This is a genomic window from Iningainema tapete BLCC-T55, assembly GCF_014698965.1.
GTDB classification, from domain to species: domain Bacteria; phylum Cyanobacteriota; class Cyanobacteriia; order Cyanobacteriales; family Nostocaceae; genus Iningainema; species Iningainema tapete.
Map to the genome: position 1 here is coordinate 1 of NZ_JACXAE010000024.1, position 12,814 is coordinate 12,814.

Here is a 12,814-nt window from a genome sequence, read left to right on the forward strand (position 1 = left end):
GATCATCAATACGCCGAACCAACCGATGTATAAGCGGTTTTCGGTGCTGGTGATCCACTCACAGAACCGCTCCCATATATTAGCGCTGCGTGCGCGTTGTAAAGTTGCTGTCATGGTAAAAATAATTGCGATGAATTGGTTATGTATGAAGTTGAGTAAAATTGTTTTGCTCAACTTGCTTTTAATTTACTTTACATTGCTTTACAAAATCAAGAGGTTTTTCATTATATTTGGCAATAATACTTATCAGTTTTGCTTATGTGTCAATGAGGAGACAGGAGTCAGGAGAATTCTGTTTGGGAGAGCGATCGCTACGATTGCCCCGCTCAAAGTGAAACTTAAATGCGCAACAGCTTATCATTTATAATTGGAAATTGATTCTTTCACTCATGAACTTTCTATTTAGTCACAAACTGCGCCTCACAGTAGGTTTTGCCACTGCCTTAGTTGTCAGTTTGGCCACTAGCCATTTATATGCCCACTCAAAAACTCAACTAAATCCAGAAAAAGAGCAAAGTTTTGTCGCCGACACCCCAAAGGATGTCGCTAGCTCAGCACCTTATAAAGTTATAGATGAGTTAAAAAATTACAAGTATAGCGTTGATGGTAGTCAAATTCTTACTCCCGGAAGACTCCCAACCAGCAAAGTTGATTTTAATCAAGCAGATTTATTAACTGCTCTTACCAATACCAGAAAATATTTCCAAGACTACGCTCAAGAAGATCCAGATATTCTGCGTACAGGATTGCTTAACTCTGCTAACGTTACTGTACAAGATATTCTGAGTACTTTAGATTTTATGATTACTGTATTGAGGGAGGATATAGCTAATAAACGAGCTACTCGTTTACAAGATCCTAATTTTATCAATTCCAACTTTCGTGTTATCAAATGGTCTGCACATAACCAACAGAAACCAGAGCAAAGAAGATTAAGGATTACAAAATATGCTGTATTTACTCATCCAGGTTCTCGAAAGAAAACCTCTACATTTAATACACCAATTTATAGTTTAAAAGATAACTTAATCACCAACAAATTCTACACTAAATATACAAAACAACAGGTATTATCTGGTATCTATGAGCCTGGTGGTAGAGAATTTGGTAAAGTTGAACCGCTTGCTTATTTAACCCGTGAAGGTTTAGAAGAAGCGCTGATGGAGGGAACAATACTGATTAATTTTCCCGATGGCTCTCAGGCATTTTTTAATGTAGATAGAAACAATGAGATGCCCTATGTTCGCGGAGTAGCACCAAGATCACAAAAGCGTTATTGGTATTTTCGACAAGTTGATGCTATCAAAGGTTACGGGTATAAGATAGATGCAAAAATTTCTATTCCTCCCGGAGTCACTTTTGCTGGCGATGTCCTGAATATTGGTTTAGGTAAAGTAATTGTTCTTGAATATACTAAAGGTGGACGGAAACATCTGAAGATGGGTATTATTGCCGATACAGGCGGAGCATTTTTGCCCAATCTTCATCAACTTGATTTTTTAGCTGGTATTTTTAAGAATAAAAACGATTTTGAACAATATATCAGGCAACTGCCTGAATATGCTACAGCATATATTCTAGTGAAAAAGTGATCTTCAGCAATGATTCGACAAAAGAAACGCTCAAAAAACCAACGGCGTCTACCGAAAGTTCATATCAAGATTGAGGATGGGCGATTTCAAATCATGGGTATGGGTAGCTGGCATAATTACTGGCGTGATCCATACCATTTAATGTTAACAATTTCTTGGTCGGGCTTTTTCATTATTTCTTCTGGATCATATGTGGCGATTAATACCCTATTTGCCCTAGCGTATTTAGCTGGAGGGGATTGTATCGAGAATGCTCGACCTGGCTCTTTCTTAGATGCCTTTTTCTTTAGCGTGCAAACTCTAGCTTCTATTGGCTATGGTGCGATGTATCCTAAAACAACCTATGCCAATACCATTGTCACTATAGAAGCAATGATGGGTTTAGTAGGTATTGCCGTGATGACTGGTTTGGCGTTTGCCCGTTTCTCTAAACCTTCAGCCCGTGTCGTTTTTAGCCGTGTCGCAGTAATTGCACCTTATGATGGAGTACCCACTTTGATGTTTCGCACAGCTAACAAGCGGCGCAACCAAATTTTAGAGGCGCAGTTACGAGTTTACCTGATGCGCGATGAGGTTTCTGCTGAAGGTCAATTTATGCGTCGGTTCTATGATATGAATTTAGTCAGGAGTCAGACACCAAGCTTTACACTAACTTGGACTGCTATGCATCCAATTGATGAGTCTAGCCCTCTCTACGGAATGACAGCAGAGTCTTTAATCGCCACAAAAACTTCTATTGTGGCTTCTCTGAGTGGAATTGATGAAACGGTGGTACAGGTTATTCATGCACGTCATACCTACAGCGCTCATGATATTCTGTTGAACAACCGCCTTGTGGATGTCATTTACCACACTCCTGATGGACACCGCTACATTGATTACAACTACTTTCATGAGGTGGTGTCTCTAGAATCGGAAGATTGATTTACAGGCTTAATCACTACCCGACCATTTTCCACTACTGTACAGTTTCCTGACTTGTTCTTACAGTGGTTAGGTTTGGCATCATTACACTGCTTTTGGTGGTGAATATTTTGCTCCTGTTGTTGCCTGATTGTCACCGCAGAACAGGCACAGGTGGAGGATTGCATATCACTTCATTATAACTCTATTTCTATTATCGCACACGTTTGTCATTTTTTTATTAAGTTTAGTATCCCTTGTAGAGACGTTGCATGGAACGTCTCTACATTGTTTTCCACTGCTATGTCTTTTGATTTCCTATAAACTTGGACGATGCTCAATCCACGGGTTAGCTGCTTCGAGTTGGGAAGCTAAACTAATTAGGGTGGCTTCAGCAGCAGGTTTTCCAATTAATTGAACGCCGATTGGTAAACCTAATTGATCGAACCCTACTGGAAGTGCGATCGCCGGTTGTCCGGTAGCATTAGCAACAGGGCAAGGCGCAATCCAGTGGACAATATTTTGAAATGTTTCTTCCGCACTCAGGTGCGCCCATTCTCCCACACGAATCGGTGAATGCAGATATACTGGTAAAACCAACACATCCACAGTATCAAAAAACGCAACAATTTGTCGTGCTACCATTTGTAGTTCGTAAACTGCCTTGAGATATTCACCAGCCGAACCATTTCGCTCTAATAACCAACGGTTCATCGGCTGCAAAATTTCCCCCGGAATACCCGCAGCGGCTACACTGGTTTGCCAAACGACTTGAAACGGTTCAACCAAACCACTAAAATCTGGACATTTTTCTTCAACTTTGTGACCTAGTTCCTGTAATAACTTGACTGTTTGCAAAACACCTTGCTTACAGTTAGCGTCTGCTTCGCCTAAAGGTGGTATACTAGTAGAATAGGCAATACGCAAATTTACAGGTTTTCTGTGAGCGGCAGCTTGAAACGATGGTTCTGGATCGGGTAACCAGTAAGGATCGCCTGTGATATAACCAGACATCACATCTAAAAGAGCAGCAGCATCTGCGACAGTACGTGCTATCGGTCCATTCATGGCAATACCACTTAAGCGATCGCCCACTGGCGCATGAGACACCCTTCCCCGTGATGGCTTAATTCCTACTAAACCACAACAAGCCGCCGGTCCGCGAATCGAACCACCACCATCAGAAGCTTGAGCGAGCGCACACAATCCCGCCGCCACCGCTGCCGCTGCACCACCACTAGAACCCCCTGCAGTGTACTCCAAATTCCACGGATTTCTCGCAGGGGGAAATCCTGTAGGCTCAGTGTAAGGAAACGAACCAAGTTCTGAAGTTGCAGTTTTGCCCAAAATCACAAATCCAGCTTGCTTAATCCGCGTTACTACCCCTTCATCATAGCTAGCAATATTATTCAATAAAGCTGGATGCCCATAAGTACAAGGAACACCCACCACAGAATTAAGATCTTTAACAGAAATCGGCACACCAAAAAACGGGGGTAGCGTAGAGACGCTCTGCCGGAGCGTCTCTACACTTGATGCCAAAATTTCTGTTTTGGCTTGAGCATCATCATACGCCTGCTGGGCCATCACAGTAAAATAACTGCCCAATTGGGGATTCAAACTGGAAATTCGTTCTAAATATATTTCCACCAACTCCAACGGCGACACCTCCCGGCGACGAATTAACTCCGCCTGTTGTAACGCTGGGGTAAAAGCTAAATCAACTTTATTCATGCGTTATTGATTGAGTAGTTTGCTATATTCATAGCAATACTAAGAGACATATCTCGATTTCCCGATTACATTTGATACTAGTACTGGCTGAAACCAAATAATTCAAATGTTGCGTCTCCTACCCATTGCCATTCGTAAAATCTTACAACAAATACAACAGAGGCAAAAAGTAGAGCAAACCCTGCCTGAAGCCCAAGCTCAACTTTTTGCCTATTGTCTCTCACAAATTGCGCACACCCCCAAGAATTAGTTGCTGCTGTGAGCAAGCTTGCTCAACTTCCCGGCTACATCCGGATGGAGTCACTTAATATTAGTCGGCAATAAACTTTAGCGCAACACCATTGATGCAGTAGCGTTGGCCTGTAGGTTGAGGACCATCATCAAACACATGACCTAGATGTCCACCGCAACGACTACAGTGTACTTCTATTCTAGTCATAAATAAAGACTTATCTACAGTTGTGGCGATCGCACCTTCAATTGGTTGAAAGAAACTCGGCCAACCAGAGCCACTGTTAAATTTAGTGTTAGATGTAAACAATGGCTGTCCGCACGCTGCACACTGATAAGTACCATCGGCATAGTGCTTATCAAGTGGGCTGGTGTGAGGACGTTCTGTTGCATGTTGACGCAATACGCAAAACTGTTCCTGCGTCAACTCTTCGCGCCACTCTTGCTCTGTTTTGTTGATTTCAAATTCGCGATTTGAAGTTGTCATAATTCTTATCATTAGGTCTTTAATAAATTTTAACAAATCTTCTCATGAAAATGAGTGATTACGCTGAATATCCTGATAAACTCATGAAACGTCAGCTAAATTCCGCATTGTGTTACGGTAATGATGTACCGTAAGCAGCGCATAGTATGGTAAGCAGCTTAAAAGAACTTATAGAAGAATCAGAATTGGTACATGTAGATGACCCAGAAGAAAGATTTACCACTAGCGGTGTAAGTTGGGAAATTTATGAGGCGTTGCTAGCCAAATTGGAGGATAATTCCCATTACCGTGTTACCTACTTGGATGGGGTTTTAGAAATTGTGTCACCGTCAATTAGACATGAAAAAGTGAAAAAAAATCTGGCTATGTTGCTAGAGCATTTTCTTTACAGAAAGCGCATTAACTGTATCCCTATGGGAAGTACTACTTTTAGAAATAAAGCTAAAAAAGCTGGTGCTGAGCCAGATGAGTGTTACTGTATAGGAGAAGAAAAAAGCATTCCTGATATTGCTATAGAAGTAAATATCACAAGCGGTAATATTGATAAGTTGGAGACTTATCGGCGACTTGGTGTAAAAGAAGTTTGGATGTGGAAAACCAATGGACTCAACTTATACCATTTACAGGAAGAAACACCTAATAAATTTGTCGATTCATATGGGTATGAGCGCATTCACAAGAGTGAGTTTTTATCGGCTCTAGACATCTCATTACTTTGTCGATGCGCTTTAATTACAAATTCACTTGAGTGTATCGACGAATTTGAGCAAGGCTTAAAAAGTGATGAGTGACATGTTATTAAAGCAGCGAGCGCCTGTGTGGCTCCCAATGGCTGCTGACAAACTTTAGATATCCTCCAACCATAGTATATTGCTGGCAAAAATACTAGTCTTAAGCGCATTGTAAAATTTTTTGCCTGCTGTAATCATTGGGCATCTTTCGGTTAAAGCAAGAGCGAGATAAAGGCTATCATAAACTGTTCGCTGCGTCTGTAGTGCAATATCCATAGCAAGTGGCATTAATGATTGAGAAGGATACACCTGTAAAACCATTTAATAGCGACGTTCGCATCTACAACATAGCGGCTCATCGTTCCCGATCCTCACGAAGAAGTTCGGCACTGTCTGGTGAAGGTACGTCCTGCGAACATTTCCTGAATCCGTGCTACCATTTCTTGAGCGGCAGCCATATCGACTTGCTTAATTGATGTCGCCTCAGTTTGCGCTGCCTGTTCCAAAATATTTTTTATTTCCGCTTGCAAAGACCGATTATGCTTTTTAGCAAGAGCCTCAAGCTTGGCAACTATCATGGGGTCTATGTCTTCAACTAAGACTTGAGCCATAGTTTACTTCCAATTGTTTGAATAAGTTGTTGACATTATAGCTCTTGAAATGCGTGGCTAGGGCGCAAGCTAAGCTGAATGAACGTACATATATCATTACCGCTTGTACGATCGCCACAGAAAGCGTGTCATCAGTTTAGCAGTTTTAGCCTCGGAAGAGAAAAATTGGCAACCTTCCAGCTTTGGTTATGAATTAGGGGGATGTTGCCTGAGTGCGCGAGTTTCCCGTCGCAAAACTGTTGAAGTCTTGGCGACAAGATTTGGAGAAGTGCCAGAGCTAATTGTGGATGCTATTAACAGAATAGATGAACCGTCTGTGCTGAAAAACCTTCTAAGGAGAGCTTGTGTTATTGGTTCTTTTGCAGAATTTCAACAAGTATTAAATCAGATGGCTTCTGAGATATGAGTGAAGCATCCCTACTTCTAGTCAAACTTGCTGCAAGTTTTTCCTTTACTTCTGAACTAAGGCACTGGAGATAAGCCTTAAGCGCATTGTAAAATTTTTTGTCTGCGCTCTTAAAATGGACGGGCGCTTAAAGCCACATCCCACAAGAAAAACGTGTACCTCAAAGAAACGAAAATTGCTATTATAAAGTATTCGCTGCTGTTATTCTGAAATTTAACGCAGAAAACTAAAAAACGTAGCTACTTCATTTGATATTTTTTCAAGCTGCCCTGCCTCAGTACTTAAATTTAAGGTTGCAGACCATGATTCAGGTCTATTGAATTGCAATAACTGTACTTCTAGGTTTATATGTCCTAATTTATCTGAAGTACAAGATAATATCAAGTCGCCTTCGATAGAACTCCAAGTTTTTTCACCTTCCCAACCTTTCCATTCTAAGGCCATCTCTTTGAAGTGATTAACTAAAGACTGAGGGTCACAATAATTATCACCAGTAGAAATCCATACTTCCTTAGATGCATTTATGGCGTGGCTTTCCAGCAAAACTATGAAGCAATAATTATCAAAATTAAGGAATTTTAGTATTGCATCTGTACTTGTCGATTTAATGGTAACTTCTTTAGACATAAATTTAGAATAACTTTATTAAATATTAATTTGAACAAACCTACTTGCAGCCAATTTCATCTATTTATCCGTGGTGTTGCTGCTCGTCTTGATTGCAATGTTGTTAACCCCTAATTCATGTGTGAAACAAATTACCTTTAAGTAAAGGCTTGTCATGAACGAAATCGTCTTTTGTATTATGTAGATAAACTGTGCCGATGGGATTGCTTTCTCCTTGTACTAACAAATAATTAACTTCGTACTCAACCGCTACCAAAGCACCCTCATCAACATCAAAATTGACACAAAAATTTATTTCAGCATCTGGATGGCAATTTTGTAATGCCTCAATAAGTGCTTTAACTTTCATAGTTTGATTTTTTGAAAATGGATGCGATCGCCAAACAGTTTTAGTAAGCTTCTGGAAATGCTTAGTGTAACAAATACCAAAGCAGCTAGGATAACCAGCTGCTTTGCTAATAAATGTGTTGCCTCGTTTACACAGATACAACAACCTGATGAATCGGTGCAACTCCAGCCATATCCAAAATTGGCGCAATCAAATCTTCACGTTTCACCGCCATCATATGTACACCCTGACACAATTGACGGGCAATTTGTACTTGTTCGGCGGCAATTTTCATCCCTTCTTCAAGCGGATCTTTTGCTTGTGCCAATCTATCAATAATATGATCGGGAATATTTACACCCGGTACACACCTATTAATAAACTGGGCATTTTTTGCTGATTTCAACAGAAAAATTCCTGCTAAAATTGGTTTATTACAACCTACAGCAATTTTGTCCATAAACTTTTCTAAGAGATCGAAATCTGTAATCAATTGACTTTGGAAAAATTGCGCCCCTGCTTGTAATTTGCGCTCAAATCGGCTTTGCAAACCAGATAAACTTTTACATTGTGGATCGATCGCCGCACCAACAAATAAATCCAACGCCCCATCAGTTAATGGTTTATCGTTGCAGTCAACACCGCAATTCAGTTTATGAATTAGTTGCAGCAGTCGCACAGCCTCACAGTCAAATACACCCTTAGCGTCGGGATGATCGCCGGCTTTCACCGGATCCCCAGTTAACGCTAAGATATTATGAATACCCAAAGCATGAGCGCCCATTAAGTCAGCTTGCAAACCAATACGGTTGCGATCGCGACATGCCACCTGACAAATCGGCTCTATTCCATTTTGCAACAAAATTGCCGAAGCCACTAAAGAACACATTCGTAGCACAGCACGGCTACCATCAGTAATATTGACGGCATGAACCCTCCCCTTAAGAGTCGCCGCCATTTGAAGCATGTGTTCTGGATTACCACCTTTGGGTGGTGCTACCTCAGCAGTAATTAAAAAATCGCCTGCCAAGGCAGCTGTACGGAAGGAAGTGAAGATTGAATTTCTCGTATCCAGCATAACAATGAGGATGGATGTGATTAGGTACAGCTATATCACAAGATACCCCATACATCCAAGTTCATAGCGGCAGAGAGTAACCCATAGCAGTTTTCACTTGTGCTAGAGTAGAGTTGGCGATCGCTTCCGCCTTGTGCTTTCCGTGCCGCAACACCGACTCCAGATAACCCTTATCATTAATCATCGCGTGATATTTTTCTTGAATCGGTTTAAGCGCTTCAATCACCGTATCCGTCAACAAAGGCTTAAACTGCCCCCAGCCCATATCACTACACTCAGCCGCTACCTCTTCCTTAGTTTTGCCAGAAAGCAGCATATACAAAGTTAATAAATTATTACTCTCAGGACGTTCTGAATTATCAAACTCCAAACCACGAACTGCATCAGTTTTACAGCGCTTAATCTTTTTCACAATATCATCAGCCGTATCCAGCAAATTAATCCGGCTCAAATCTGAAGCATCTGACTTTGACATTTTCTTCGTACCATCAGTCAAACTCATCACCCTTGCCCCATCCTTGCGAATCAAAGGTTCTGGTAACTTCAGCACTGGCTTATCCGGTTTAGCAAACAAATGATTAAACCTGTTAACAATATCTCGCGTCAATTCCAAATGTTGCTTTTGGTCTTCACCCACTGGTACCTTATCGGGATTATACAGCAAAATATCTGCCGCCATTAGTACCGGATAGTCCAGCAAACCAAAATTCACATTTTCCCCTTGCTTCACAGCCTTCTCCTTAAACTGGATCATATCTTCTAACCAGTTAAGGGGCGTGATACAGTTGAAAAGCCAAGTAAGTTCACTGTGTGCCGGAACATGAGATTGTACAAAGATTGTAGAATCGCTTAAATCAAGTCCACAAGCCAAATACAAAGCCGCTAAAGTGTAAGTATTAGCAGCCAAATCCGCTGGATTGTGAGGTACAGTAATAGCGTGCAAATCAGCAATAAACAGAAAATTATCGTACTGACTTTGAGCTTCCACCCAATTGCGAATTGCACCCAAATAGTTACCCAAATGTAAATTACCAGTTGGTTGAACCCCAGAAAGAACCCTTTGCTTACCCATAAACTTCAAAATAGAACTTGTTTCCCTAGTTTGACAAATATTTATATTTCCCGCAAAATAAAGACGCCAAATTCCGCGTCTTTACATTGCGACTTATGTCTTTGCATGAGGTATCTTGACAAAAATCGACAAAACTTTAGCTACTGTCAGACATAGTAGCAGTAATCTTGAGAATAATTCATTTTTTGCAGTAATATCCGTCTATAGACAGATGACGATTGGAATTGGTGCGATTTGGTAATCATCTCTGCAATGATTATCCAGAAGCAGGATTTTCGCGAATTGATTCAAAAAGGAGTTGCGTTAGGGAAGAAAGTTGCAGTAGGTGGTCCTTTCCCTACTTCCGTTCCCGATTTTGCTTTGGCAGCGGGAGCGGATTATCTCATCTTAGATGAAGGTGAATGCACTATCCCCATGTTTTTAACCGCTTTGGCACGGGGAGAACAAAAGGGCATTTTCCGTTCCCCAGAAAAACCTGATGTCACTCAAACACCAATTGCTCGGTTTGACTTACTAGATTTAGATGCTTACCTAGCAATGACAGTGCAATTCTCGCGGGGCTGTCCCTTTCAATGTGAATTTTGCGACATCATCAACTTGTATGGACGCAAACCACGTACTAAAACACCAAAACAGATGCTGAAGGAATTTCAAGTCCTTTACGATTTGGGTTGGCGACGGTACGTGTTTGTAGTGGATGACAATTTCATCGGTAATAAACGCAATGCCAAGGTATTTTTAAGAGCGCTCATACCTTGGATGGAAGAACATGATTACCCGTTTATTTTACTTACAGAAGCTTCGCTCAATTTAGCAGAAGATGACGAACTGGTTGAATTAATGGTGAAAGCTGGATTCACCATTGTCTTCATGGGCATTGAAACCCCTGATACAGATAGTCTATTAGGCATTCACAAAGTGCAGAATACACGCTCTGACTTAATTGCGTCTTGCCACAAAATCACAAAGGCAGGATTACAGATTATGTCTGGCTTTATCATGGGATTTGACAACGAACGTCCTGGTGCAGGTAAGCGGATACGGGAATTTATTGAAGAGACGGGAATTCCTCAAGGACAATTTAGCTTACTCCAAGCTTTAGAAAATACTGCCATGTGGAATCGTCTCCAGCAGGAAGGGCGATTGGTAGATGGGATGAGTACTTTCCACCAAGGTGCGATTATGAATTTTGTGCCAACGCGCCCAGTGGAAGAAATTACAGAGGAATACATTGATGCTTTTTGGTACATCTATGAACCGATGCCTTTCTTGAAACGTACTTTTCACCACTTTAAGATCATGAACGGTTGGCGCGGAAAAACCAAACGTCCAATTACTTGGACGGAAATTCGCCTATTTGCCGCAATTTGCTGGCGTCAAGGTGTGGTACGTTCAACAAGGTTGAGGTTTTGGTGGCAGTTAGTGGCGATCGCTCTTATTAAACCCCGTCTTGTCTACGACTACTTAACCACTTTAGGTGTAGGCGAACACTTCTTCAGCTACCGCTATCATGTCAGGGCACAGTTACAATCAAAACTAGCAGCTTTAAAACAAGTACAGCTTGAGGAATCCAATTACCAGTTATTACCTGTGAGTTAATAGACATCTCTAAAAAACAATGTAGAGACGTTCCATGGAACGTCTCTACAAGGGTTGCACTTTTGTAGGGTGCGCTCGGAGCGGTATAACGCACCATTCTCAATTAAGCCATCACAGCCAATTCTGCCTTCACACTGTCATATGCCCAATCCAACCAGGGCAACAGCGCTTCAATATCCGCCGTTTCCACCGTAGCACCACCCCAAATCCTGATTCCTGGAGGTGCAGAGCGATAAGAGGCGATATCGTAAGCTACATTTTGCTTTTCTAGCAATTTTGCTAATTTCTTCGCACATTCTGCCTGTTTTTCTGCACTAAGGTCAGCAAACCAAGAGTCCACGATCTTCAAGCAAATTGAGGTACAAGAGCGCGTTTGCGGATTTTCTGCTAAAAACGCCGCCCAGTTGCTGGAGTCAACCCAACGTGCGATCGCAGCTTCGTTAGCTTCACTGCGGCGAATTAGTCCTGGGAGTCCACCAATACTTTCTGCCCAAATCAAACCATCAAGGGCATCTTCAACGCACAGCATACTTGGCGTGTTGATCGTATCACCTTTGAAGATGCCTTCAATCAGCTTACCCTTTTGTACCATGCGAAATAGTTTTGGTACGGGCCATGCTGGTTGGTAGGTTTGCAGGCGTTCCACAGCGCGGGGTGAAAGTACGATTACCCCATGCTGTGCTTCTCCTCCCAATACTTTTTGCCAGGAGTAGGTAACGACATCTAACTTGTGCCAAGGAATATCCATTGCAAACACTGCAGATGTGGCATCGCAGATGGTTAAGCCTTGGCGGTTGTCTGAAATCCAGTCACCGTTTGGTACTCTTACACCAGAAGTTGTACCATTCCACAAAAATACTACATCATGGCTAAAATCAACTTCGTTCAGGTCAGGCAAACTGCCATATGGTGCTTTCAGCAGACGCAAATCAGACAATTTTAGTTCATCTGTGACATCTTTCACCCATTCCTGACCAAAGCTTTCCCATGCCAGGATATCTAAGGGTAATTTTCCCAACAACGACCACATTGCCATTTCTACTGCACCAGTATCAGAAGCTGGAACAATACCCAGACGATAATCTGCTGGTACACCCAGAATTTGCTTAGAGCGATCAATTACTTCTGCCAGTTTAGCTTTACCTGCTTCAGAGCGGTGAGAGCGACCCACACAGGCATTTTGAAGATTTGCGACAGACCAACCAGGGCGTTTGGCACAAGGACCAGAGGAGAAATGGGTAACGCGGGGCTTGGTATTAGGTGGATGAGGATGTGCGGACATTGGTGGAACGCAGATAACATTGAAGTTGTATGATGGCTTACATCATAACCTAGTTTTGGGTAACACATGTGACTTTTATATTGCCTAGTTGAGATAGTGCAAATTGTTGATGGACTCTCTGCAAACTATTCGC

Annotated in this window: 15 protein-coding genes and 2 pseudogenes; 6 read left to right on the top strand and 11 right to left on the bottom strand. The window is 41.8% G+C overall.

The window, feature by feature from the left end:
* Positions 1-114 (bottom strand): annotated as a pseudogene (locus ICL16_RS04580) (photosystem II q(b) protein); the annotation flags it as partial.
* A 275-nt stretch (positions 115-389) separates the two neighbouring features.
* On the opposite strand from ICL16_RS04580, the gene ICL16_RS04585 reads away from it, so the two are divergent.
* Positions 390-1,592, top strand: coding sequence for a hypothetical protein (locus ICL16_RS04585; protein ID WP_190825705.1), 1,203 nt, complete (start codon positions 390-392; stop codon positions 1,590-1,592).
* 9 nt (positions 1,593-1,601) lie between these two features.
* The gene (locus ICL16_RS04590) at positions 1,602-2,516 is read left to right on the top strand and encodes an ion channel (protein ID WP_190825706.1); all 915 of its coding nucleotides are present in this window, start codon (positions 1,602-1,604) and stop codon (positions 2,514-2,516) included.
* Here the strand turns inward: ICL16_RS04590 and ICL16_RS04595 are convergent.
* Complete coding sequence (locus ICL16_RS04595) at positions 2,483-2,683, bottom strand: hypothetical protein (RefSeq protein WP_190825707.1); 201 nt, start codon at positions 2,681-2,683, stop codon at positions 2,483-2,485. The two genes, ICL16_RS04590 and ICL16_RS04595, sit on opposite strands and share 34 nt — an antisense overlap.
* 130 nt (positions 2,684-2,813) lie before the next feature.
* Positions 2,814-4,229, bottom strand: a complete 1,416-nt coding sequence (locus ICL16_RS04600; protein WP_190825708.1) for an amidase — start codon at positions 4,227-4,229, stop codon at positions 2,814-2,816.
* Between the two features lie 106 nt (positions 4,230-4,335).
* Here ICL16_RS04600 and ICL16_RS04605 point away from each other — a divergent pair, with 106 nt between their 5' ends.
* Complete coding sequence (locus tag ICL16_RS04605) at positions 4,336-4,479, top strand: hypothetical protein (RefSeq protein WP_190825709.1); 144 nt, start codon at positions 4,336-4,338, stop codon at positions 4,477-4,479.
* A 60-nt stretch (positions 4,480-4,539) separates the two neighbouring features.
* Here the strand turns inward: ICL16_RS04605 and msrB are convergent, their stop codons facing one another.
* Positions 4,540-4,959 (bottom strand): peptide-methionine (R)-S-oxide reductase MsrB, encoded by a 420-nt coding sequence (gene msrB, locus ICL16_RS04610; RefSeq protein WP_420485253.1) that lies wholly within the window; start codon positions 4,957-4,959, stop codon positions 4,540-4,542.
* 134 nt (positions 4,960-5,093) lie between these two features.
* Here msrB and ICL16_RS04615 point away from each other — a divergent pair, with 134 nt between their 5' ends.
* Positions 5,094-5,738, top strand: coding sequence for a Uma2 family endonuclease (locus tag ICL16_RS04615; protein ID WP_190825711.1), 645 nt, complete (start codon positions 5,094-5,096; stop codon positions 5,736-5,738).
* Between the two features lie 54 nt (positions 5,739-5,792).
* Here the strand turns inward: ICL16_RS04615 and ICL16_RS45290 are convergent, their stop codons facing one another.
* Positions 5,793-5,954: a type II toxin-antitoxin system VapC family toxin gene (locus ICL16_RS45290; RefSeq protein WP_238360602.1), complete on the bottom strand. Its 162-nt coding sequence runs from the start codon at positions 5,952-5,954 to the stop codon at positions 5,793-5,795.
* 95 nt (positions 5,955-6,049) lie between these two features.
* Positions 6,050-6,289 carry a FitA-like ribbon-helix-helix domain-containing protein gene (locus ICL16_RS04620; protein ID WP_238360603.1) on the bottom strand — a complete coding sequence of 80 codons (240 nt, stop codon included), beginning with the start codon at positions 6,287-6,289 and terminating at the stop codon, positions 6,050-6,052.
* A 103-nt stretch (positions 6,290-6,392) separates the two neighbouring features.
* Between ICL16_RS04620 and ICL16_RS04625 the strand changes: the two genes are divergently transcribed.
* Entirely contained in the window at positions 6,393-6,695 is a 303-nt protein-coding gene (locus tag ICL16_RS04625; RefSeq protein ID WP_190825712.1) for a hypothetical protein, read from the top strand.
* 213 nt (positions 6,696-6,908) lie between these two features.
* Here ICL16_RS04625 and ICL16_RS04630 read toward each other — a convergent pair whose 3' ends face one another.
* The 4 genes from ICL16_RS04630 to trpS all read right to left on the bottom strand — a co-directional run bounded on the left by ICL16_RS04630 (position 6,909) and on the right by trpS (position 9,800).
* Positions 6,909-7,322 (bottom strand): DUF6228 family protein, encoded by a 414-nt coding sequence (locus ICL16_RS04630; protein WP_190825713.1) that lies wholly within the window; start codon positions 7,320-7,322, stop codon positions 6,909-6,911.
* Positions 7,323-7,437: 115 nt separating this feature from the next.
* A complete protein-coding gene (locus ICL16_RS04635; RefSeq protein WP_190825714.1) occupies positions 7,438-7,671 on the bottom strand; it encodes a hypothetical protein in 234 nt (77 codons plus the stop codon).
* 127 nt (positions 7,672-7,798) lie between these two features.
* Positions 7,799-8,728 (bottom strand): methylenetetrahydrofolate reductase, encoded by a 930-nt coding sequence (locus tag ICL16_RS04640; RefSeq protein ID WP_190825715.1) that lies wholly within the window; start codon positions 8,726-8,728, stop codon positions 7,799-7,801.
* A 61-nt stretch (positions 8,729-8,789) separates the two neighbouring features.
* Positions 8,790-9,800 carry a tryptophan--tRNA ligase gene (gene trpS, locus ICL16_RS04645; RefSeq protein ID WP_190825716.1) on the bottom strand — a complete coding sequence of 337 codons (1,011 nt, stop codon included), beginning with the start codon at positions 9,798-9,800 and terminating at the stop codon, positions 8,790-8,792.
* Between the two features lie 207 nt (positions 9,801-10,007).
* On the opposite strand from trpS, the pseudogene ICL16_RS04650 reads away from it, so the two are divergent.
* Positions 10,008-11,399: pseudogene (locus tag ICL16_RS04650) on the top strand (B12-binding domain-containing radical SAM protein); the annotation flags it as partial.
* A gap of 103 nt (positions 11,400-11,502) precedes the next feature.
* Here ICL16_RS04650 and ICL16_RS04655 read toward each other — a convergent pair.
* Positions 11,503-12,681, bottom strand: coding sequence for a phosphoserine transaminase (locus ICL16_RS04655; RefSeq protein ID WP_190825717.1), 1,179 nt, complete (start codon positions 12,679-12,681; stop codon positions 11,503-11,505).
* Positions 12,682-12,814 lie beyond the last annotated feature (133 nt).